Below are 22,462 nucleotides of genomic sequence, written 5' to 3'. Positions count from 1 at the left end.
TATCGTGGGCGAAGAAGGATATTCTTTAAGCGGAAGAGTATTTCATACGATTCGTGAAAATATCTTATCCGGAAAATACAAGTGCGATGAAGAATTAAAAGAAAAAACCCTGGGTGATGAACTGGGTGTCAGCCGTACTCCGGTAAGAGAAGCCTTAAGGCAGCTTGAACTGGAAGGACTCGTCAGAATCATTCCAAACCGCGGAGCATTCGTAGAGGGAATTACGAAAGAAGACGTAAAAGATATCTATGAAATCCGTGCACGGCTGGAGGGACTTTGCACAAAGTGGGCGGCAGACAGAATTACCAAGGAGCAGATAGCGGAACTGGAAGAAAACATTTTTCTGGTGGAATTTCATGCTAAGAAGGAAAATTATGCACAGATATTGGAGCTGGATAATAAGTTTCATGAGGTGCTTTATGAAGCTTCCGGAAGCAAAATGTTAAAGCATGAATTGTCTGCATTTCATCATTATGTGGAAAGAGTTCGAAAAATCACTTTGTCAATGCCGGATCGTGTGGTAAAATCAAATGATGAACATAAAAAGATTGTAGAAGCATTGAAGCAGCACAATGCAAAAGAAGCAGAACTGCTTGCGACAAGTCATATGTTAAATACTATTGAAAATATGGATAATTATGGCTGGGACAATCTGCTGAAATAGTAAATGGAGGATAGAAAGATGGACAAAATTAAAATGACTACCCCTTTGGTTGAAATGGACGGAGACGAAATGACAAGAATCCTTTGGAAAATGATTAAGGATGAACTGTTATTACCATTTATTGATTTGAACACAGAATATTATGACCTGGGTCTTGAACATCGTAATGAAACGGATGACCAGGTAACTGTAGATTCTGCAAATGCAACAAAGAAATACGGTGTTGCAGTAAAATGTGCTACCATTACACCAAATGCAGCACGTATGACGGAGTACAACTTAAAGGAAATGTGGAAGAGTCCGAATGGAACTATCCGTGCAATGTTAGATGGAACGGTATTCCGTGCACCAATCGTTGTAAAGGGAATTGAGCCATGTGTTAAGAACTGGAAGAAACCGATTACCATTGCAAGACATGCTTACGGTGATGTATACAAGGCTTCTGAAATGAAGATTCCGGGACCGGGAAAATGTGAACTGGTTTATACAGCAGAGGACGGAACGGAAACAAGAGAGCTGATTCATAACTTTACCGGAGCAGGTGTTGTCCAGGGACAGCATAACTTAAATGATTCTATCGAAAGCTTTGCAAGAAGCTGCTTTAGCTATGCACTTTCTACCAGACAGGATTTATGGTTTGCAACCAAGGATACCATTTCCAAAAAGTATGACCATACTTTCAAAGATATTTTCCAGGAAATCTTTGATGCGGAATATAAAGAAAAATTCGAAGAAGCAGGAATTACCTACTTCTATACCTTAATCGATGATGCGGTAGCCCGTGTGATGAAAGCAGAGGGCGGCTTTATCTGGGCATGTAAGAACTATGATGGAGATGTTATGAGTGATATGGTATCATCTGCATTTGGTTCCCTTGCCATGATGACTTCCGTACTGGTATCACCGGCAGGATATTATGAATATGAAGCTGCACACGGAACAGTTCAGCGTCACTATTATAAACACCTCAAGGGAGAAGAAACATCCACCAACTCCGTAGCAACTATTTTTGCATGGACCGGAGCACTTCGTAAGAGAGGTGAATTAGATGGCAACCAGGAGTTAAGCACATTTGCCGATAAACTGGAAAAAGCCTGTGTAGATACGATTGAATCCGGAAAGATGACCAAAGACCTTGCACTGATTACTACAATTGAAAATCCGGCTGTATTAAACAGTGAAGACTTTATCAAGGCAATCCGTGCTACATTAGAGAAAATGTTATAAATTTTATACTCCGGGAGGGCAGAATAGTGTGCCGTCCCGGAATTTTCAGCTATAAAAAGCCCTTGTAAAGAATGCTTTACTTATGGGGTGAAGAGAAAAAGTGAGGAGACTTCCATGATTTTAGCCTGTCAGAATATCAGTAAATCCTTTGGGACAGACACCATAATACAGAATGTTTCTTTTCATGTAGAAGATAATGAGAAAACAGCAATTGTCGGCATCAATGGTGCCGGCAAATCTACGTTATTGAAAATTATAGTGGGAGAGCTGGCACCGGACAGTGGCGAGGTAACCGTTGCAAAAGGAAAAACCATCGGTTATCTTGCCCAGTATCAGGATAAAGACAGCAACGAGACCATTTATAATGAAGTGCTTCATGCCTGCGATGCATTAATTGAAAAAGAAGAAAAGCTTCGTAAAATGGAAGAAGACATGCAGCATGTAAGCGCAGATGAATTAGAGAAATATATGGAGCAGTATAACCGTTTCAGCCATGCCTTTGAGTTAGAGGGCGGACTGACTTTTCGCAGTGAGATAAACGGTGTGTTAAAGGGACTTGGTTTTTCGGAAAATGATTTCGGAAAGAAAATGTCAGAGTTATCCGGAGGACAGAAGACCAGAGTGGCATTAGGCAGACTTCTGGTAACCAAGCCTGACATTATCATGCTCGACGAGCCGACCAACCACCTTGATATGGCATCGATTGCATGGCTTGAAAACTATCTTTTGAATTATAAAGGAGCCGTAATTATCGTAGCCCATGACCGTTATTTCTTAGACCGGATTGTTACGAAGGTAGTGGAAATATCCCGCCATACGGCAACGGTATTTCCGGGAAATTATACCGCATATGCGAGGCAGAAGGAAATACAGCGGGAAAGTCTTTTGCGACAGTATTATAACCAGCAGCGGGAAATCAAGCACCAGGAAGAAGTAATATCCAAGTTAAAATCCTTTAACCGGGAAAAGTCCATTAAGCGTGCAGAAAGCCGTGAGAAGGCATTGGATAAAATAGAACGTATTGAGAAGCCAATCGATGAAAAAACAGATATGCATATTACATTGGAGCCGGAAATTACCAGTGGAAATGATGTACTTTCGGTGAAAGGACTTTCAAAATCTTACGAGCATAAACTGTTTTCAAACATTGATTTTCAGATTAAGCGAGGGGAAAAAGTTGCTTTAATCGGAAATAACGGTACCGGGAAAACCACCATTTTAAAGATAATCAATGGAATTGTAGACGCAGATGCCGGGGAGATAAAGCTTGGAAGCAATGTGGAAATCGGATATTACGATCAGGAGCATCAGAATTTAGACCCGGATAAGACGTTATTTGATGAAATTGCAGATGCTTATCCGAATCTGAAGGCAACGAAGATTCGAAATGTGTTAGCGGCATTTTTATTTACGGATGATGATGTGTTTAAGCGGATTCGTGATATCAGTGGTGGAGAAAGAGGGCGTGTTTCACTGGCAAAACTGATGTTATCCAATGCAAACTTCCTGATATTGGACGAGCCGACCAACCACCTTGATATTATGTCAAAGGAAATTTTAGAGTCAGCCATCAATTCCTATACCGGAACGGTGCTTTATGTATCCCATGACCGTTATTTTATTAATAAAACTGCCAGTAGAATTCTTGATTTAAAGAATGAAACAATTCTAAATTATATTGGAAATTACGATTATTATCTGGAGAAAAAGGAAGTTCAGGAGTTAGCGGCGTTTGGCACAGCTACACAGGATCGTGCAGACAATTCAGCAGCAAAAGGAAATGTCATTGTTTCCGATGGAACTGGAGAAAATAATGGAACAGAGCAGATATCCAGCGGAGGAAAACAGAAGTTAAGCTGGGAAGAAATGAAGAAACAGCAGGCAGCAAAACGTAAGCTGGAAAACGAATTAAAGCGTACAGAAGATGAAATTGCTAAGAGAGAGGCAAAGTTAGAAGCATTAAATGATGAACTGTCAAAGCCGGAGGTAGCATCAAATTCCTATGAATTAAACAAAATCCATGAGGAGCAGATGCAGGAAGAGGCAGCTCTGGAAGAACTCTATGCAAAATGGGAAGAATTAAGTTTACAGAAAGATTGTTAAAGTTGTAACACATTGACATCCTTTCGGCAAGAAACTATAATTATTGTAGGGTATTGAGAGCAGGAGGAACTGGCAGAATGAGCAAAGAAATATCACAGGCAGTAATTCGTAGAATGCCAAGATATTACCGATATCTGGGGGAACTTTTAGATGAAGGGGTAGAACGTATTTCATCGAATGAACTGAGTGCAAGAATGAAAGTGACCGCATCGCAGATCAGACAGGATTTAAATAATTTTGGTGGTTTTGGACAGCAGGGATATGGTTACAATGTACAATTTCTGTATGAAGAAATCGGAAAGATTATGGGATTAAATGAACAGCATAATATTATTATTATTGGAGCTGGTAACTTAGGACAGGCACTTGCCAATTATGTGAAGTTTGAAAAACTCGGCTTCGTCATAGTAGGATTGTTTGATGTGAATCCGGAGTTATGCGGAAAATCCATTCGTGGCAATAAAATCGAAATGATTGATAAACTGGAAGAATTTGTAAAGACACATAAGGTAGATATTGCTACACTGACTATGCCGAAAGAAAAGGCAGATGCTGTGGCAAACCAGCTGGTAAGCTTGGTGTACATGCAATCTGGAATTTTGCCCATGTGGATCTGGAAGTGTTGGATGAAAATGTTGTAGTGGAAAATGTACATTTATCAGACAGCCTGATGCAGTTATCCTATAATATGACAAAGAACAAAAGGGAAAAGGAAACGCTGGAATAGAGGTGTTTTTGCATGAAAGATGACAAGGAATTTCTGGAAGCATTAGAAAGCAGAAAAGTACCAATACTTGTATTGGATCAGAAATGGCACAGGCTTTTTGCTTTAAGCGGAAAAACCAGTGAAATCAAGCAGCTGGAAGAAAAGGTAAATCAGTTGTTAGAACAGCAGGGAAAGCTTAATAATGATTTGAAAGAACTGAAAAAGACAAAGAATCGGTTGATGAAAAGCATTGTTGTCAACATGGAAGGAACTCATGAGGAAAATGAGGGGGATATTTCTTCCAGAAAATTAGATGAAGACAAGAGACTGATTGATGAAGTCAATGTCAAAATGGAAGAAATTGAGGATGAATTAATTGAACTTCCACGAAATATAAATAGTGCAAATCAGGAACTTATGTTAGAAAGCATGCGTTACTGCTATGAGAGACTAAGACAGAACAGCAAAGAAGCAGATGAAATTACGGCCTGGATTGATAAGGTAAGGGTAGAACTTAAGAAAAATATCATCAAAAAACAGAACCGTGAAATCAACAACCGGCAGATTTATTCTTATATGCATGATATTTTTGGTGTGGATATTTTAAATATATTTGATCTGCGGCAGGAAGATGAAGACCGTCTGCAGGGGAAAAAAGCGGTGGAAAATGCGGACGAAAGGAATTAATTTATGGAATATCTTGTAAATTCCCGGGAAATGAAAACATGTGATACCAATACAATCGAACATTTTAAAGTGCCATCCATGGTTCTAATGGAGCGGGCAGCACTTTCTGTGATAGAAGTAATACAGGAAAAAGAAATTTCATGTAACCACGTGCTGGTAGTGTGTGGAACCGGAAATAATGGCGGCGATGGTATGGCAATTGCAAGATTGTTATACTTATCCCACATTCCGGTTGAAGTATATCTCTATGGAAATAAAACACATTTTTCAAAGCAGGCAAAAGAACAGTATGAAATCCTGACATCATATGGTGTACCATTTATTGATGAAATGGAGGATGCAAATTCCTACAGCCTGATTATTGATGCGTTATTTGGCATAGGATTATCACGAAAATTAGATGATGAACTGGTGCACTTGATGGAACGGCTAAACCAGAGCAGTGCCCACCGGCTGGCGGTGGATATACCATCCGGTGTCTCGGCAGATAATGGAACTGTATTAGGTGGTGCATTCAAAGCAGATGATACCGTAACCTTTGCTTACTGCAAGACCGGAATGGTATTATTTCCTGGTGCAGAATACTGCGGAAATATTACGGTTAAGGATATCGGAATCGGAGAAGAAAGCTGGTTAGATAAAAGACCTGCAGCTTATGCAATCACAAAGGAAGATTTAAATTTTTTAAATAATCGTGCTGCTGATTCGAACAAGGGAACCTTTGGAAAAGTCCTTCTGGTTGCCGGAAGCGTGAATATGGCAGGTGCGGCGGTTCTTGCAGCAAAGGCAGCTTATCGCAGTGGCTGTGGTCTGGTGAGAATATATACACCGGAAGAAAACCGTATTATCTTACAGACAGCAGTGCCGGAGGCAATTCTTACTACCTATTCTGCAAAAAAGGCTGATACACAGCAACTGATAGAATGTCTGTCCTGGGCAGATGTTATTATTTTAGGACCTGGAATTGGCAAAAGTGATGTGGCACACAGTATTGTAAAGACGGTACTTAAGAATGCGGCAGTACCAATGGTAGTAGATGCCGATGCATTAAATATCATAGCAGAGCAGACCGAACAGCTTCTTCGCCCACATACAGAACTGGTATTAACGCCACATCTGGGGGAAATGTCCCGGTTAAAACAGCTTGCCGTTCCTATATCAAAGAAAATATTGAGCAGGTTGCGGAAGATTTCGCAAGGGAATATAATGTAATCTGTGTTTTGAAAGACAGCAGAACGGTAACGGCAATTCCTTATGGGAAAACATTTATTAACCGGAACGGTAACAGCGGAATGGCTACTGCGGGAAGTGGTGATGTACTGAGCGGAATTATTGGAAGTCTGATGGCGCAGGGCTTATCTGCAGAGCAGGCGGCACCGCTTGGGGTATATGTACATGCGGCGGCAGCAGATGAACGGAGCAAAACAGTTTCAATGCATGGACTGACTGCAGGCGAAATTATAAACGGATTATCCGATGTGTTGTCATAATAATAATTTGAGGTGAATGAAATGAAAAGATATAGCAGGGTATATGCCAGCGTGAATCTGGATGCGGCCATTGAGAATATGGAGGCAATGCACCGGCTTTTAAAGAAAGATACCAGCATGTTTGCGGTAATTAAAACAGATGGATACGGACATGGTGCAACGGAACTTGCCCGTGTATTAGAGCCGCTTCCGTATCTCCATGGCTTCTGTGTGGCCACAGTGGAAGAAGGCGTAATTTTAAGAAATCATGGAATTAAGAAGCCGATTCTGATTCTTGGTTTTGCATTCCCGGATGAATATGAGATTATTGTAGAACAGAAATTAGAGCCTGCCGTATTTACGTATGATATGGCAGTTGCACTTTCTGAAGCTGCAACAAAGAAAAATCAGGATGTGGCAATTCACATTGCAGTGGATACTGGAATGAGCCGGATTGGTTATCAGGTGGAAAAAGAAAATGCAGGAGAGATAGCGCAAATCAGTAAGCTGCCACATATAATAATGGAGGGGATTTTTACCCACTTTGCAAGGGCAGATGAAAAGGACAAAACGGGTGCCCATAAGCAGCTTGAACTGTTTCAGAAAATGATTGCAATGTGCAAAGAAGAAGGCGTTATTTTCCATCATGCACACTGTTCAAACAGTGCAGGAATTATTGATTTGCCGGAAGCAAATATGGACATTGTAAGAGCGGGAATTACATTATACGGACTCTGGCCATCGGATGAAGTGCAAAAAGACAGACTGCCAATGCACCCGTTAATGGAATTAAAGAGTCATGTTTCTTACGTAAAGACACTGCCGGCTGGAAGGGAAATCAGCTATGGTGGAACCTATACCACAACCAGAGAGACGAAGGTGGCAACGATTCCGGTCGGTTATGGAGACGGTTATCCGAGAACTTTATCTAACAAAGGTTCTGTACTGATTCAGGGAAAAAGAGTACCGATTCTTGGCAGAGTCTGCATGGATCAGTTTATGGTGGATGTTACTGATGTGCCGGATGTTGTCGTTGGAACAGAGGTAACACTTCTTGGCAGAGACGGCGATGAAATCATTACAGCGGAAGAAATCGGGGATTTATCCGGCAGATTCAATTATGAATTTGTCTGCTGTCTTGGCAAACGTATTCCAAGAATCTATTTCGAAAACAACAAAGAAGTAGAACAGAAAGATTATTTTCAGGATTAGAACAGTATACACTCGATAAAATTGGTAATACTTTCAGTAAAACCTATTCTATGGAGTGTATATTATGATTATCAGACGAGGAGATATCTATTATGCGGATTTAAGACCGGTAGTAGGCTCGGAACAGGGCGGAATCAGACCGGTTCTGATTATACAGAATGATGTAGGAAACCGGCACAGTCCTACGGTTATCTGTGCCGCAATCACATCACAGATGAATAAAGCGAAGCTGCCGACCCATGTGGAGCTGTCCTGTCATGAATATGACATTGTAAAAGATTCGGTTATTTTATTGGAACAGCTTCGTACCATTGACAAGACACGATTAAAAGATAAGGTGTGTCATCTGGATGGAAAAATTCTGTCGAAAATCGACAAAGCACTGAAGATTAGTCTGGAATTATATACATAACTTGACTATTTTGACCTAAAATGTTATATTTTTCAGAAATATGTATAAAAAGGAGAGTATTCAAAAATGGATGACGGAGGGAGTCCGAATACAGGATTTTTTAAAAAATTTTTCATAAACTTCCATTCAAAGATTCCGAGGATGTAACAGAGGAAGAAATTATTTCCATGGTAAATGAAGGCCATGAGCAGGGAGTCCTCGGGAAAATGAAGCGGAGATGATACATAATATCTTTGAATTTGGTGATAAAGAAGCCGGTGATATTATGACACACCGTAAAAACATTTCTGCACTGGATGGAAATGACATTTTTGAAGATGTAATCACTCTGGTGATAGACAGCCATTATTCGAGAATGCCGGTATACTCTGATACCATAGACAATATTATCGGAGTATTACATATCAAAGAGACCTTATCCTACAGCAGACAACCGGAGCTTTTAAAGAAGCCGATTAAGGAAATTGACGGGTTAATCCGCCCGGTGGATTTCATACCGGAGACACGCAACATCAATGCATTGTTTCAGGAGATGCAGTCGGCAAAAGAGCATATGGTAATTGTTGTGGATGAATATGGTCAGACAGCCGGACTGGTCACCATGGAGGATATCTTAGAGGAAATCGTCGGAAATATTTTAGATGAACATGATGAGGAAGATACCTATATAGAGAAGAAACCGGACGGAACATTTGTAATGAATGGAATGACACCGTTAGAGGAAGTAGGTGAAGCACTGAATCTTGATTTTGAAGATGAGGATTATGACACCTTAAATGGCCTTCTGATTTCGCTTATTGATAAAATTCCATCGGAGCACGAAGTCTTTGAAGTAAAATACAAAGGCTATATTTTCGAAGTACTTTCCGTGGAAGATAAGATGATAAAATATGTACATGTTGTTCCGGAAAGGTCAGAATCTGCCGAGTCTGACACTGCGACTTGTCAGCAGGATGAAAAAATGGTAGAATAATACACGAAATACGGATAGAAAAGAGGATTTATTATGTCAGGACATTCCAAGTTTGCCAATATCAAACATAAGAAAGAGAAAAATGATGCGGCAAAAGGAAAAATATTTACAATTATAGGACGTGAAATTGCAATTGCGGTAAAAGAGGGTGGAGCAGACCCTGCTAACAACAGTAAATTAAGAGACGTAATTGCAAAAGCAAAGGCGAATAATATGCCAAACGATACCATCGAGCGTGGTATTAAAAAAGCAGCCGGAGACGGTGATTCCGTAAATTATGTACAGGTTACTTATGAAGGATACGGTCCAAGCGGAACTGCAATTATTGTAGACGCATTAACCGATAACAAGAACCGTACCGCTGCAAATGTAAGGAATGCATTTACAAAGGGTCAGGGAAATATCGGAACACAGGGCTGTGTATCTTACCTTTTTGACCAGAAGGGTCAGATTATCATTGCCAAGGAAGACTGCGATATGGATGCAGACGATTTGATGATGATGGCATTGGACGCCGGAGCAGAGGATTTCTCAGAAGAGGAAGACAGCTTTGAAGTAATTACAGCACCGGATGATTTCAGTGCAGTACGTGAAGCTTTGGAAGCAGAAAATATTCCAATGGCAAGTGCTGAGGTTACCATGATTCCTCAGACTTATGTTTCTTTAACAGACGAGAAAGATATTATCAATATCCAGAGAATCCTAGATCTTCTGGATGAAGATGATGATGTACAGGAAGTATATCACAACTGGGAGGAATAAAACTGATACCTGCATTTATCAGAGACAATGATAGATAGATGCAGGTATTTTCTAATAATATATTACATATGGTATAAAGGAGAAGGAAAGATGGAAGAGAATTATCAGATTGAGACAAAATGTATTCAGTCTGGCTGGAAACCAACCAAGGGGGAACCGAGAGTATTACCGATTTACCAGAGCACTACATTTAAGTATGATACCAGTGACCAGATGGGACGGTTATTTGATTTAGAGGAAGCCGGATATTTTTATACGAGACTTCAGAATCCGACCAATGATGCAGTAGCTGCAAAGATTGCAGATTTAGAGGGCGGTATAGCAGCAATGCTGACCTCATCCGGACAGGCAGCCAACTATTTTGCAGTATTTAATATCTGTGAAGCAGGAGACCATATTGTGGCATCCAGCTCCTTATATGGTGGAACCTTTAATCTGCTGGGAACCACACTTAAGAAACAGGGAATTTCCTGTACCTTTGTGGATCCGGATGCATCGGAAGAAGAGCTTTCAGCGGCATTTTTACCAAATACCAAGGCGGTGATTGCGGAGACCTTATCTAATCCATCCCTTGTAGTACTTGATATTGAGAAGTTTGCACATGTTGCCCATGCACATGGGGTACCACTTATCGTAGATAATACATTTGCAACACCGATTAACTGCAGACCTTTTGAATGGGGAGCAGATATCGTAACTCATTCTACTACCAAGTATATGGACGGACATGCCATGGCAGTGGGTGGATGTATCGTTGACAGTGGTAATTTTGATTGGGAGAAATATAAGGATAAATATCCGGGACTGACACAGCCGGATGAATCTTATCATGGAATTGTATACACTCAGAAATTTGGTAAGCTGGCTTATATCGAAAAAGCAACAGCACAGCTTATGCGTGACCTTGGTTCCATTCCATCCCCAATGAATTCCTTCTTACTGAATGTCGGGCTGGAAACTTTACATTTAAGAGTGCCAAGACATTGTGAAAATGCCCAGAAGGTAGCAGAATATTTAAATGCAAATGATAAAGTGGCATGGGTAGATTATCCGGGCTTAAGGGATAACAAATATCATGCACTGGCAGAAAAATATATGCCAAATGGTACCTGTGGTGTTATTGCATTTGGCTTAAAGGGTGGTAGGGAAGTATCCGTATCCTTTATGGATCATCTGAAATTAGCTGCAATTGTAACACATGTAGCAGATTCCAGAACCTGTGTCCTGCATCCTGCCAGCCATACACATCGTCAGATGACAGATGAGCAGTTAATTGAAGCAGGTGTAGCACCGGATTTAATCCGGCTTTCCGTTGGAACAGAAAATGTAAAAGACATCATTGCAGACCTGGAACAGGCATTGGAGAATGTATAAGCAGAAAGGGGTAGCAAAATGAAGAAAATTCTATTTGCAGCATCAGAATGTGTACCATTTATTAAAACCGGAGGGCTTGCGGACGTGTGTGGTGCACTGCCAAAGGAATTTGACCCTCAGTATTGGGATATTCGTGTGGTAATTCCAAACTATAGTTGTATACCGGAACATTTCCGGAGCCAGTTTGAATATGTAACACATTTTTACATGGGAACAGGTTCTTATATCCCAAGCAAATATGTGGGCGTATTAAAATATGAATTAGATGGAATTACATATTACTTTATTGATAATAAAGAGTATTTTGACTGTTTTTCACCTTATGGAAATATCAGACATGATATCGAAAAATTCTGTTTCTTTGATAAGGCAGTATTATCTATGCTTCCTGTTATCGGCTTCCAGCCGGATATTATCCATTGTCATGACTGGGAAACAGGTCTCATTCCGGTATATCTGAAAAACGAGTTTCAGGGAGATATGTTCTTCTGGGGTATGAAATCTGTTATGACTATTCATAACTTAAAATTCCAGGGTGTATGGGATATTAAGACCATGCGGGGGTTAACCGGACTTCCGGCATCACTCTTCACACCGGATAAGCTGGAATATAAGAAAGATGCTAATATGTTAAAGGGTGGTCTGGTTTATGCAGACTACATTACCACAGTCAGTGATTCTTATGCCAATGAGATTCAGACAGAATATTATGGGGAAGGTTTAAATGGTCTGCTTTCCGCCCGTCATTATGATATGCAGGGAATTGTAAACGGTATCGATTATCAGGTTTACAACCCGGCAACAGATAATAAGATTTACTGTAACTATGATGCTGAGTCATTCCGTAAAAAGAAAGTCAATAACAAGCTGAAATTACAGGAAGACTTAGGACTGACCGTAGATAAGAAGAAATATATGATTGGTCTGATTTCCCGTCTGACTGACCAGAAGGGCTTAGATTTGATTAACTTCGTTATCGACCGTATCGTAGATGACTTTACACAGCTTGTAGTAATCGGAACCGGTGAAGGTCAGTATGAGAATATGTTCCGTTATTATGCATGGAAATATCCGGATCGTGTGTCTGCAAATATCTGTTACTCCGATGACCTGGCGCATAAGTTATATGCATCTGCCGATGCCTTCTTAATGCCATCCCGGTTTGAGCCATGTGGACTGACACAGCTTATTTCATTCCGCTACGGAACAGTGCCAATCGTCCGCGAGACTGGTGGATTAAAAGATACTGTTGTTCCATATAATGAATATGAGAATACCGGAGATGGATTCTCATTCAGTAATTACAATGGGGAGGAAATGCTTTCTGTCATTAATTATTCCAAACACATTTTCTTTGACAAGAAGAAACAGTGGAACCAGATTATTGACCGTGGCATGGCAAAAGACTTCTCCTGGAAGAGTTCTAAGTGCCGTTATGAGAACCTTTACAATTATTTAAAGGGCTGGCCGGTATAAAAAAGAATATCATGTAGATAATAAGACAGACAGTGTAAAACTGCCTGTCTTATTTTTTCTGCGAGTAGCGAAAAATAATCCAGACAGAAAGAAGGGAGCATCTGATATGGAGCAGAAAGAAAACAAAGTGCTGCCAAAGAAAAAAGTCCCAAATGTGGAATTGAAAAATGCAGAATTACAAAATACAGAATCAAAACTAGAAAAAACAGAAAACAAAGAACGGAAAAAAGATGAATCGAAAAAGGAACAGTTAGACGATCAGGAACTGATCAGGGAATCCGGGCAGATTTCCTTATCTGACAGCCGATGGCATCAGAAGATTCATTTATTATCGGTGATTGGTGAGATTGAAGGTCATGAATGTCTTTCTTCCAATACCAAGACAACGAAATATGAGCATGTACTGCCGAAGCTTGCAGAAATAGAAGATTCTGACCAGGTGGATGGTGTTCTTGTGCTTTTGAATACAGTAGGCGGTGATGTGGAATCCGGACTTGCCATTGCAGAAATGCTATCTTCCTTAAGTAAACCGACAGTGTCCCTTGTCTTAGGCGGAAGTCATTCCATTGGTGTGCCGCTGGCGGTTTCAACGGACTATTCTTTTATTGTGCCATCGGGAACCATGGTCATCCATCCGGTGCGTATGAGCGGGACAGTAATCGGAGCACCGCCAACTTATGATTATTTCCAGCAGATGCAGAATCGGATTATTCATTTTATAGCATCTCACAGCAGAGCGGATGAAAAAAGATTAGAGCAGCTCATGATGAATACCACTATGCTGGCAAAGGATCTGGGAACCATTCTTGTAGGAGCGGATGCAGTAAAAGAAGGACTGATTGACGAAGTGGGGGGAATCGACCAGGCACTTCATAAATTGCATGAGATTATACGAGAACAGAAAAACGAATGCCTGTAATGACAAACGCATCAAAATATGGTATACTAATGCACAGTGTTGATAATTTTATACAAGTAACTGTAGTGAGAGATACCAAGGAGGCAGCTATGTCATTATTACAGTCTGTTTTATTAGGTCTGATACAGGGATTAACCGAATTTCTGCCGGTAAGCAGTTCCGGTCATCTGGCAATATTTAAACAGTTTTTTCAAATAGAAACCGGTGGAATGTTTTTTGATATTCTGCTTCACATCGGAACACTGATTGCTGTATTTATTGTATATTATAAGGATATATTCCGCATGATTAAAGAAGCTTTGCCATTATTGGTGATTCTTTTGTAAATGTGGCAACCTTTTTTAAACGTGTGATAACAAAAGAAGATTTACCATACCGTAAAATCGTGCATAATAGTTACCGGAAATTTGTGATGCTTGTCATTGTTTCCACGATTCCAACCGGAATTATTGGAATTGCAGCGAAAGATCTGGTGTCTGCGGCAGAGCAGATTTTACTGGTTCCTGGAATCTGCCTTATTATTACGGCAGTACTTTTATTTATTGCAGACCGAATTCCGGATGGCGGCAAGACACCAAAGCAGGTAACTTATACCAATGCATTTTTAATCGGTATCAGTCAGGGAATCGCAACCATGCCGGGCTTATCGCGGTCAGGAACCACAATCACAGCATGTCTTTCTACCGGAATGACCCGCAAATTTGCGGTAAAATATTCTTTTATCATGTCTATTCCGGCAATACTTGGAGCATTGGTAGTAGAGATTAAGGATGTTGAATTTGCAGCATTACAGTCTGCAGATATTTTAAATTACATAGTTGGAACGCTGGTGGCAGCGATAGTCGGTTATATCTGCATTAAGACCATGCTGGTAGTAGTGCGCAAAAAGAAATTCACGATATTTTCCATCTACTGTCTCATAATGGGACTGGTATCAATTGGAGGATATTTCTATATGTAAACGGGAGATTGAAATGGCAACTGGAACTAGAAAAAAGACAACTCAGAAGAAAAAAACAACGGGAACAACAGCATCAAAGGCAAGAAAACAGCGGGAACAGCAGGAATCCTTCCGGAATGAAGTGATTCTTTGGATTGCACTGGCAGTCTGTATTGTTTTGCTGCTTGCCAATTTTGGAATCGGTGGAAAAATCGGAAGCGGAGTCAGTTCCTTTTTCTTTGGAATATTTGGATTAATGGCATATGTATTCCCAATCTGTTTCTTTTTAGCCGTGGTGTTCGCAGTGTCTAACCGGGAAAATAAAGTAGCAGCAGTCAAAATTGTAGCGGCGGTATTATTTGTATCCTTTTTATGCCTGTTTGTGCAGATGGTAACAGACAGCAGCAAGGAAGCAGGAGCAATATCTGCGTTCCAATATGGCTTTGACAATAAAGCCGGTGGCGGTATAATCGGTGGATTATTAGAACAGCTTCTGTGTCCGAATTTTGGTGTGCCGGGTACTTATGTCATTGATATTATCGTTTTGATAATTTCCCTGGTGCTGATTACGGAACGTTCTATTATGAAAGGCATGCAAAAAGGCGGAAAAGTCATTTACGATTCTGCCAAGGATGATGCAATCCGCCGAATGGATGCAGCAAAGGAACGCCGGGAGGAGCGGGAGAAAGAAAGAGAAAAAGAGCAGGCAAGACGACGGATGGAGAAGAAGGTAAGTGGTGTAGCATTGGATACCAAATTACCATCCCCGGATAAAAAGAAAGTCAAATCAGATGATATTAATGAAATTACTTTGAGTGATATCGAAGATATGCCGGTGGTACAGGAAGAAAATAAAGTTGAGCTTACGGCAACCAACGGCAGCCAGGGAGTGGAACCGCCGGTATGGCGGGAGCCGGTAATTCACACACTGAATGAGCCGGTGGCAACGATACACAGAGCAGAGGTAAAACCGGTAGAACCGATCATTCAGCCTGCATCTGAACCTGCGTTTGAGCCGGAACCTGTTGCAGAAAAGACAGAAAGCTATATGCAAAAAGAACCGGTGCAACCTGCAATGGACGAAGAAAAGCCAAGGAAGAATAAAAAGCAGGATAAGATGGAAATTGAAGATGAAGTAGCGGCAGTAGAAGAATCCATCGTAAAACAGGAAAGTTCCGGTGGCAGATATGTATTCCCGCCGGTAGATTTGCTGAAAAAAGGAAATACAGGTGCTTCTGGTGATACCAGGGATTATCTGAATCAGACAGCAGCAAAATTAAAAGAGACTCTAAAGAATTTTGGAATTAATATTACAATTACGGCTATCAACTGCGGACCAGCAGTAACGAGATATGAATTCCAACCGGAAATGGGTGTAAAGGTCAGCAAAATCGTAAATTTGTCCGATGATATCAAGATGAATCTTGCGGCGGCGGATATCCGGATTGAAGCACCGATTCCGGGTAAAGCAGCCATTGGTATCGAGGTGCCGAATAAAGAAAGTATTCCGGTTATGTTCCGTGATTTGGTAGAGTCAGAGGAATTTCATGCCAATAAATCACCGATTGCTTTTGCAGCCGGAAAAGATATTGCCGGAAAAGTCATGATTGCGGACATTGCAAAGATGCCGCATCTATTGATTGCAGGAGCTACCGGTTCCGGTAAATCTGTCTGTATCAATACAATTATTATGAGTATTTTGTACCGGGCAGATCCGGAGGATGTAAAGCTTATCATGATTGACCCGAAGGTGGTTGAGTTAAGTGTATACAATGGAATCCCACATCTGTTTATTCCGGTTGTTACAGATCCGAAGAAGGCGGCAGGTGCATTGCACTGGGCGGTAGCTGAAATGACAGACCGTTATCAGAAATTTGCAGAATACGGTGTCCGTGATCTGAAGGGCTATAACCAGAAAATAGAAGGAATCAAAGATATTGATGACCCGGATAAGCCAAAGAAGATGCCGCAGATTGTAATTATTGTGGACGAGCTGGCGGATTTGATGATGGTTGCACCGGGGGATGTGGAAGATGCTATCTGCCGGTTGGCGCAGCTTGCAAGAGCCGCAGGAATCCATCTTGTCATTGCAACACAGCGTCCTTCCGTAAATGTCATTACCGGACTGATTAAAGCAAATATGCCATCCCGAATCGCATTTTCTGTAACGTCCGGTGTGGATTCAAGAACCATTCTTGATATGAACGGTGCGGAAAAGCTTTTAGGAAAAGGCGATATGCTTTATTATCCGCAGGGCTTACAGAAACCGCTTCGTGTACAGGGTGCGTTTGTATCCGATAAAGAGGTATCAGATGTGGTTGAATTCTTAAAGGAACACAATGAGGGAGAAGGCTACAGTAGTGATATTGAAGAGCGGATGAACAATATTTCTGTATCCGCAAGCACTGGTGCTGATGCGGCATCTGGTGATGGAAATGACAGAGATGCTTATTTCTTGGATGCTGCAAAGCTTTTGATTGATAAAGATAAAGGTTCCATCGGAATGATTCAGCGTTATTTTAAAGTTGGTTTTAACCGGGCGGCAAGAATTATGGATCAGCTGGAAGAAGCTGGTGTAGTAGGACCGGATGAAGGGACCAAGCCGCGACAGGTGTTAATGTCTCCGGAACAGCTGGAAGCATTTATTGAAGAGGGTAATTAAGAAAGATTTATAGAATACAATCCATGAGGAGGAAATGAAGATGAAGTCAGATATTGAAATTGCACAGGAAGCAGAACTGGTACATATTAAGGAAGTGGCTGAGAAGCTCGGAATAAACGAGGATGAGCTGGAATTTTACGGAAAATACAAAGCAAAGATTTCCGATGAATTATGGGAGTCTGTAAAAGACAGGGAAGATGGCAAACTGGTTCTTGTAACAGCTATTAACCCGACACCTGCCGGCGAAGGAAAGACCACAACAAGTATCGGACTTGGTGAGGCGATGGCTTTACTTGGTAAAAAAGCGGTACTTGCACTTCGTGAGCCGTCTTTAGGACCGTGCTTTGGAATCAAAGGTGGAGCTGCAGGTGGTGGATATGCGCAGGTAGTTCCGATGGAAGATTTAAATCTGCATTTTACCGGAGATTTCCATGCAATCACATCCGCAAATAACCTGTTGGCAGCATTATTAGATAATCATATCCAGCAGGGCAACCAGCTTGGAATTGACCCACGTCAGGTAGTATGGAAACGTTGTATGGATATGAATGACCGTGCACTTAGAAATATTGTAATCGGTCTTGGAAGCAAGATGGATGGTATGGTACGTGAAGACCATTTCATCATTACAGTGGCATCTGAAATTATGGCTGTTTTATGTCTGGCGGACAATATGGAAGATTTGAAACGCCGTCTGGGCAGAATCATAGTTGCCTATTCCTTTGACGGAAATCCGATTACGGCAGATGATTTACATGCAACCGGTTCTATGGCAGCACTCCTAAAAGATGCCATCAAACCAAATCTGATTCAGACATTAGAGCACAATCCGGCCATTGTTCATGGTGGACCATTTGCAAATATTGCTCATGGATGCAACAGTGTCCGCGCTACAAAGACAGCTTTAAAATTAGGTGATATTGCAATTACAGAGGCCGGTTTTGGTGCTGACCTTGGTGCTGAGAAATTCTTTGATATCAAGTGCCGTAAGGCTGGACTTAAACCGGACGCAGTGGTACTGGTAGCAACCATCCGTGCATTAAAATACAACGGTGGGGTTCCAAAGGCAGACCTTGCAAAAGAAGATTTGGAAAGCTTAAAGAAGGGAATTGTAAACTTAGAGAAACATATCGAGAACCTTCAAAAATTTGGTGTACCGGTAGTAGTTACCTTAAACTCCTTTGTAACCGATACCAAAGAAGAAATTGCATTTGTAGAGAACTTCTGTAAGGAAAGAAACTGTGAATTCGCATTATCTGAAGTATGGGAAAAAGGTGGCGAAGGCGGAATCGAACTTGCAAAGAAAGTACTGGATACTTTAGATCATAAAGAAGCACATTTCAAACCTCTGTATGAGGATGAGATGTCTCTTATGGATAAGATTAAGACGATTGCAACTGAGATTTATGGAGCAGATGATGTAACTTACAGTAAGGCTGCATTAAAAGAATTAAAACATATTGAAGAAATGGGAATGGGCAATTTCCCTGTATGTATGGCAAAGACCCAGTATTCTCTTTCTGATGATGCATCAAAACTTGGCAGACCGACTGGCTTTACCGTAAATGTCCGTGAAGTATATGTATCTGCCGGAGCAGGCTTTGTAGTAGCTATTACCGGCTCTATTATGACCATGCCTGGACTTCCGAAAGTACCGGCTGCAAATAATATTGATGTAACCAATGATGGCGTAATTACAGGATTATTTTAGGAGGTATCATGGCATTATTAATTGATGGAAAAAGAATTTCTGCTGAAATAAAAGATGAATTAAAAGAAGAAGTAGCACAGTTAAAGGAACAGGGAATCACAGGCGCACTTGCTGTAATCCAGGTGGGAAATGACCCTGCATCCAGTGTATATGTCAGAAACAAAAAGCGTGCCTGCGAATATATTGGGATAGATTCTCTTTCTTATGAGCTTCCGGAAGAGACTTCCCAGGATGAATTACTGGCTTTAATCGATAAATTGAATAAAGAAGAACATGTAAAAGGCATTTTGGTACAGCTTCCATTGCCAGAGGACATTGATGAGGATGCGGTAATCCGTGCCATTTCTCCGAAGAAGGATGTAGATGGTTTCCATCCGGAAAATGTCGGCGCATTGATGATTGGACAGAAAGGATATATTTCCTGCACACCTGCCGGAATCATCCAGCTTCTGAAGCGTTCTGACATTGATATTGAGGGAAAACACTGTGTTATCGTTGGAAGAAGCAATATTGTTGGAAAACCGATGGCAATCTTAATGCTGCGTGAGAATGCAACTGTTACAGTAACGCATTCAAAAACCCGTAATTTAAAGGAAATCTGTAAAGAGGCAGATATTCTGATTGTTGCAATTGGGAAAAAAGAATTTATTGATGCATCCTATGTAAAAGATGGTGCAGTTGTCATTGATGTAGGAATTCATCGCGATGAGAACAATAAACTTTCCGGTGATGTAAAATTTGATGAAGTAGAGCAGCTTTGTAGTGCGATTACACCGGTTCCGGGTGGAGTCGGACCAATGACCATTGCAATGTTAATGAACAATTGTGTGGAAGCTATGAGACATGAATAGGAGAAGGCTATGAAGTGTGCAAATTGTGGAGCAGAAATAAAATTAGGCTGTGTATACTGTTCTGTATGTGGAAAAGAAGCGCAGATTGTTCCGGATTATAATGTAGAAGAGGATATTTTAAAGGAATTATTAGAAGAAGACGATAAGCCGGATAAGAATGTCTCTTCCAATGAAAAGAAGAAAAAATCTTTGAAAAACAGCCAGAAGAAAAAGAAACAGAAAAGACTTCTGATTACAGTATCAGTTCTGATTACTATTGCAATCATTGGTGTGGTTATTGTTCTGCTGGTGCAGAACAGCCATAAGAAATCTTTTGATTATCAGTATCAGAAGGGAATCAGTTACACGGAAGAGAAAAATTATACCAAGGCATTGACCTATTTTGAACAGGCAGAAAAATTGCAGCCGGATAATGTGGATGTATTACTCCGGATGGCTGATTTGTACCGAATCCGAAAAGATGAAACATCAGAAGAAGCGTATTTGTTACAGATACTTACCCTTGATAAGAACAATGAAGAAGCGTATCAGATGCTGATTGCCTTATATGATAAGCAAAAGGAATATGATAAACTACAGGATTTATATGAACAATCAGACTCTGATAAAATAAAAGCTCTGTTTGATAATTATGAAGTAAAGGCTCCGGAGTTTTCGGAAGAAGCCGGGGAATACAATGATACGATTGAAATTGAACTGATGGCAGACTCAGACTGTACCATTTATTATACGTTAAATGGTGATTCTCCGATTGAAAAGGGAATGGAATATACAGAACCGATTTCTTTAGAGGATGAGAAAGAATATACCATCAAAGCAGTAGCAAAGGACGCAAGAGGCTTTTATAGTGAGATTGCAGAAGCAGATTATGAAATTACTTTTGAAGCTCCGGATTCTGCTAATGTGACACCTGCTGCCGGAACATATTATGATGCACAGAGCATCAGTATACAGGTTCCCGCCGGTTCCACCGCTTACTATACCTGGGATGGTTCAACACCAACACAGGATTCTGATGTATACAGTGAACCACTTGAAATGCCACAGGGCAATAATGTGTTGTCTGTTCTTGTGGTAGATGACCATGGACTGGCAAGCCCGGTGGTAAGATATAATTACATTTATCTGCCGGAATAAGCTATGGCAGATGAACAAAGGCAGATAAGAATGTTTCTTATCTGCCTTTGTTCCGGGGATTTTAAAAATTAGTCTTCTTTTACAAATTCAATGACACCCTTGTCAAGTCTGGATACTCTTGCTAAAGAATAAACATCGATGCCCTGTTCCTCTAATTTTTCACGACCAGGCTGGAATGCTTTTTCGATTAAGACGCTGACACCTGCGATGGTGGCATGTGCTTTACGGATTAGGCGGATAGCACCGGTAGCAGCTTCGCCGTTGGCAAGGAAATCATCCACGATAAGAATGTGGTCATTTTCGCTGATGTATTTTGCAGAAATGGTTAATTCATAGCTGGTTCCTTTGGTGTAAGAAGTTACAACAGTCTGATATAAATCATGATTTAAAATTTTAGAAGGCTGTTTCTTTAAAATAACAAGTGGAACGCCTAATGCTTCTGCAGCCATAAGAGCCGGAGCAATACCGGAGCTTTCGATGGTAGCAATACGTGTGATACCTTTTCCTTTATAATGTTCTGCAATATCTTTGCCCATTTTCTTCATTAATTCAGGATCCACCTGATGATTAATAAAGCTGTCAACCTTTAAAATGTTTTCGCTTTCTGCGATTCCTTCTGCAAGAATTTTGTCTTCTAATAATTTCATTTTGTTACTCCTTTGATTGTATTATATTTAAGCAGAAATCTGCTGTTTATTCATTGTTGTCTGAATAGTAAGCGGCATAAATCTTTTCTAAGATATGTTCTTCATAATCCTCCGGCAGACCGGCAAATTTAGCATGAAGAAGTGCGGCAATTTTGTCGGAACGGATAAAGTAACGCTGCTCCATGGAAGGCTCGCTGTCAGCACCACTGACATGGTCGATTTCTTCCGCAGTATAGTTTGAAGAGAACCATTCCATAATTTCGCTGGTGCGTCTGCTTTCCATATCTGCATCCGCAGACATCTGGTTGATTTTACGGAAATGTGTAATTCCGATTCCAAGAAAAATAACAAACAGAACAGACATTACAACAATCATAATAACACGCATATAATCAGCCATTGGTAATTTGATGATGTCCAGAGCAAAAAGAATGACAAAAATCAGACCGGCAATTCCAACTCCAAGGAATGTATAAGCGGTAGAACGATTATCTTCCAGCTGGGCATCTTTCTCCTTGTATACCATGTTA

At 40.7% G+C, this 22,462-nt stretch carries 21 protein-coding genes and 1 pseudogene; 20 read left to right on the top strand and 2 right to left on the bottom strand.

Translation table 11 applies throughout. The features are described 5' to 3' along the window. Positions 1 to 4: 4 nt before the first annotated feature. From DW059_RS07915 to DW059_RS07830, 20 genes and pseudogenes are all read left to right on the top strand, one after another. Positions 5 to 664: a GntR family transcriptional regulator gene (locus tag DW059_RS07915; RefSeq protein WP_117698399.1), complete on the top strand. Its 660-nt coding sequence runs from the start codon at positions 5 to 7 to the stop codon at positions 662 to 664. 18 nt (positions 665 to 682) lie between these two features. Continuing rightward, complete coding sequence (locus DW059_RS07910) at positions 683 to 1,891, top strand: NADP-dependent isocitrate dehydrogenase (protein WP_117698398.1); 1,209 nt, start codon at positions 683 to 685, stop codon at positions 1,889 to 1,891. A gap of 114 nt (positions 1,892 to 2,005) precedes the next feature. Further along, positions 2,006 to 3,994: a ribosomal protection-like ABC-F family protein gene (abc-f, locus tag DW059_RS07905; RefSeq protein WP_117698397.1), complete on the top strand. Its 1,989-nt coding sequence runs from the start codon at positions 2,006 to 2,008 to the stop codon at positions 3,992 to 3,994. Between the two features lie 77 nt (positions 3,995 to 4,071). Next, positions 4,072 to 4,721 (top strand): annotated as a pseudogene (locus DW059_RS07900) (redox-sensing transcriptional repressor Rex). Positions 4,722 to 4,733: 12 nt separating this feature from the next. Continuing rightward, complete coding sequence (locus DW059_RS07895; RefSeq protein ID WP_022243773.1) at positions 4,734 to 5,387, top strand: hypothetical protein; 654 nt, start codon at positions 4,734 to 4,736, stop codon at positions 5,385 to 5,387. A 3-nt stretch (positions 5,388 to 5,390) separates the two neighbouring features. Next, positions 5,391 to 6,599, top strand: a complete 1,209-nt coding sequence (locus tag DW059_RS07890; protein WP_242986174.1) for an NAD(P)H-hydrate epimerase — start codon at positions 5,391 to 5,393, stop codon at positions 6,597 to 6,599. An 8-nt stretch (positions 6,600 to 6,607) separates the two neighbouring features. After that, positions 6,608 to 6,877, top strand: coding sequence for an ADP-dependent NAD(P)H-hydrate dehydratase (locus DW059_RS16465; protein ID WP_242986173.1), 270 nt, complete (start codon positions 6,608 to 6,610; stop codon positions 6,875 to 6,877). Positions 6,878 to 6,898: 21 nt separating this feature from the next. Then, positions 6,899 to 8,068 (top strand): alanine racemase, encoded by a 1,170-nt coding sequence (gene alr / locus DW059_RS07885; protein WP_022243775.1) that lies wholly within the window; start codon positions 6,899 to 6,901, stop codon positions 8,066 to 8,068. Positions 8,069 to 8,132: 64 nt separating this feature from the next. Next, positions 8,133 to 8,480: a type II toxin-antitoxin system PemK/MazF family toxin gene (locus tag DW059_RS07880; protein WP_022243776.1), complete on the top strand. Its 348-nt coding sequence runs from the start codon at positions 8,133 to 8,135 to the stop codon at positions 8,478 to 8,480. A gap of 217 nt (positions 8,481 to 8,697) precedes the next feature. Then, the gene (locus tag DW059_RS07875; RefSeq protein WP_242986171.1) at positions 8,698 to 9,453 is read left to right on the top strand and encodes a hemolysin family protein; all 756 of its coding nucleotides are present in this window, start codon (positions 8,698 to 8,700) and stop codon (positions 9,451 to 9,453) included. A gap of 33 nt (positions 9,454 to 9,486) precedes the next feature. Further along, positions 9,487 to 10,215, top strand: coding sequence for a YebC/PmpR family DNA-binding transcriptional regulator (locus tag DW059_RS07870; protein ID WP_117698396.1), 729 nt, complete (start codon positions 9,487 to 9,489; stop codon positions 10,213 to 10,215). Between the two features lie 90 nt (positions 10,216 to 10,305). Further along, complete coding sequence (locus tag DW059_RS07865; RefSeq protein ID WP_022243779.1) at positions 10,306 to 11,589, top strand: O-acetylhomoserine aminocarboxypropyltransferase/cysteine synthase family protein; 1,284 nt, start codon at positions 10,306 to 10,308, stop codon at positions 11,587 to 11,589. A gap of 18 nt (positions 11,590 to 11,607) precedes the next feature. After that, positions 11,608 to 13,065: a glycogen synthase GlgA gene (gene glgA, locus DW059_RS07860; protein ID WP_117698395.1), complete on the top strand. Its 1,458-nt coding sequence runs from the start codon at positions 11,608 to 11,610 to the stop codon at positions 13,063 to 13,065. A gap of 106 nt (positions 13,066 to 13,171) precedes the next feature. Then, entirely contained in the window at positions 13,172 to 13,984 is an 813-nt protein-coding gene (locus tag DW059_RS07855) for a ClpP family protease (protein WP_117698394.1), read from the top strand. Positions 13,985 to 14,073: 89 nt separating this feature from the next. Beyond that, complete coding sequence (locus tag DW059_RS17165; protein WP_330408327.1) at positions 14,074 to 14,310, top strand: undecaprenyl-diphosphate phosphatase; 237 nt, start codon at positions 14,074 to 14,076, stop codon at positions 14,308 to 14,310. Positions 14,311 to 14,312: 2 nt separating this feature from the next. After that, entirely contained in the window at positions 14,313 to 14,945 is a 633-nt protein-coding gene (locus DW059_RS07850) for an undecaprenyl-diphosphate phosphatase (RefSeq protein ID WP_330408326.1), read from the top strand. A gap of 13 nt (positions 14,946 to 14,958) precedes the next feature. Then, positions 14,959 to 17,586: a DNA translocase FtsK gene (locus tag DW059_RS07845; protein WP_117698393.1), complete on the top strand. Its 2,628-nt coding sequence runs from the start codon at positions 14,959 to 14,961 to the stop codon at positions 17,584 to 17,586. Positions 17,587 to 17,626: 40 nt separating this feature from the next. After that, positions 17,627 to 19,297, top strand: coding sequence for a formate--tetrahydrofolate ligase (locus DW059_RS07840; RefSeq protein ID WP_117698392.1), 1,671 nt, complete (start codon positions 17,627 to 17,629; stop codon positions 19,295 to 19,297). Positions 19,298 to 19,305: 8 nt separating this feature from the next. Next, positions 19,306 to 20,148 carry a bifunctional methylenetetrahydrofolate dehydrogenase/methenyltetrahydrofolate cyclohydrolase FolD gene (gene folD, locus DW059_RS07835; protein ID WP_117698391.1) on the top strand — a complete coding sequence of 281 codons (843 nt, stop codon included), beginning with the start codon at positions 19,306 to 19,308 and terminating at the stop codon, positions 20,146 to 20,148. Between the two features lie 9 nt (positions 20,149 to 20,157). Continuing rightward, on the top strand, positions 20,158 to 21,285 hold the full coding sequence (locus tag DW059_RS07830; protein WP_117698390.1) for a chitobiase/beta-hexosaminidase C-terminal domain-containing protein: 1,128 nt from the start codon (positions 20,158 to 20,160) through the stop codon (positions 21,283 to 21,285). A gap of 68 nt (positions 21,286 to 21,353) precedes the next feature. Here DW059_RS07830 and DW059_RS07825 read toward each other — a convergent pair whose 3' ends face one another. Both DW059_RS07825 and DW059_RS07820 read right to left on the bottom strand, forming a co-directional pair. Further along, positions 21,354 to 21,932 (bottom strand): xanthine phosphoribosyltransferase, encoded by a 579-nt coding sequence (locus DW059_RS07825; protein WP_117698389.1) that lies wholly within the window; start codon positions 21,930 to 21,932, stop codon positions 21,354 to 21,356. Between the two features lie 46 nt (positions 21,933 to 21,978). Further along, entirely contained in the window at positions 21,979 to 22,458 is a 480-nt protein-coding gene (locus tag DW059_RS07820; RefSeq protein ID WP_022243788.1) for a hypothetical protein, read from the bottom strand. Positions 22,459 to 22,462 lie beyond the last annotated feature (4 nt).

It is taken from the genome of Roseburia sp. AF42-8 (assembly GCF_003435965.1).
Classification (GTDB): Bacteria; Bacillota; Clostridia; order Lachnospirales; family Lachnospiraceae; genus Roseburia_C; species Roseburia_C amylophila.
The sequence above is the reverse complement of the archived record's forward strand: the minus strand, read 5'-3'. Positions and strand labels throughout refer to the sequence as shown.

Excerpts from the sequence above, each read along its gene's own strand:
- DW059_RS07910 (WP_117698398.1), top strand. The coding sequence starts at position 683 with ATGGACAAAATTAAAATGACTACCCCTTTGGTTGAAATGGACGGAGAC.
- abc-f (WP_117698397.1), top strand. The coding sequence starts at position 2,006 with ATGATTTTAGCCTGTCAGAATATCAGTAAATCCTTTGGGACAGACACC.
- DW059_RS07895 (WP_022243773.1), top strand. The coding sequence starts at position 4,734 with ATGAAAGATGACAAGGAATTTCTGGAAGCATTAGAAAGCAGAAAAGTA.
- DW059_RS07890 (WP_242986174.1), top strand. The coding sequence starts at position 5,391 with ATGGAATATCTTGTAAATTCCCGGGAAATGAAAACATGTGATACCAAT.
- alr (WP_022243775.1), top strand. The coding sequence starts at position 6,899 with ATGAAAAGATATAGCAGGGTATATGCCAGCGTGAATCTGGATGCGGCC.
- DW059_RS07880 (WP_022243776.1), top strand. The coding sequence starts at position 8,133 with ATGATTATCAGACGAGGAGATATCTATTATGCGGATTTAAGACCGGTA.
- DW059_RS07875 (WP_242986171.1), top strand. The coding sequence starts at position 8,698 with ATGATACATAATATCTTTGAATTTGGTGATAAAGAAGCCGGTGATATT.
- DW059_RS07870 (WP_117698396.1), top strand. The coding sequence starts at position 9,487 with ATGTCAGGACATTCCAAGTTTGCCAATATCAAACATAAGAAAGAGAAA.
- DW059_RS07865 (WP_022243779.1), top strand. The coding sequence starts at position 10,306 with ATGGAAGAGAATTATCAGATTGAGACAAAATGTATTCAGTCTGGCTGG.
- glgA (WP_117698395.1), top strand. The coding sequence starts at position 11,608 with ATGAAGAAAATTCTATTTGCAGCATCAGAATGTGTACCATTTATTAAA.
- DW059_RS07855 (WP_117698394.1), top strand. The coding sequence starts at position 13,172 with ATGGAGCAGAAAGAAAACAAAGTGCTGCCAAAGAAAAAAGTCCCAAAT.
- DW059_RS17165 (WP_330408327.1), top strand. The coding sequence starts at position 14,074 with ATGTCATTATTACAGTCTGTTTTATTAGGTCTGATACAGGGATTAACC.
- DW059_RS07845 (WP_117698393.1), top strand. The coding sequence starts at position 14,959 with ATGGCAACTGGAACTAGAAAAAAGACAACTCAGAAGAAAAAAACAACG.
- DW059_RS07840 (WP_117698392.1), top strand. The coding sequence starts at position 17,627 with ATGAAGTCAGATATTGAAATTGCACAGGAAGCAGAACTGGTACATATT.
- folD (WP_117698391.1), top strand. The coding sequence starts at position 19,306 with ATGGCATTATTAATTGATGGAAAAAGAATTTCTGCTGAAATAAAAGAT.
- DW059_RS07830 (WP_117698390.1), top strand. The coding sequence starts at position 20,158 with ATGAAGTGTGCAAATTGTGGAGCAGAAATAAAATTAGGCTGTGTATAC.
- DW059_RS07825 (WP_117698389.1), bottom strand. The coding sequence starts at position 21,932 with ATGAAATTATTAGAAGACAAAATTCTTGCAGAAGGAATCGCAGAAAGC.
- DW059_RS07820 (WP_022243788.1), bottom strand. The coding sequence starts at position 22,458 with ATGGTATACAAGGAGAAAGATGCCCAGCTGGAAGATAATCGTTCTACC.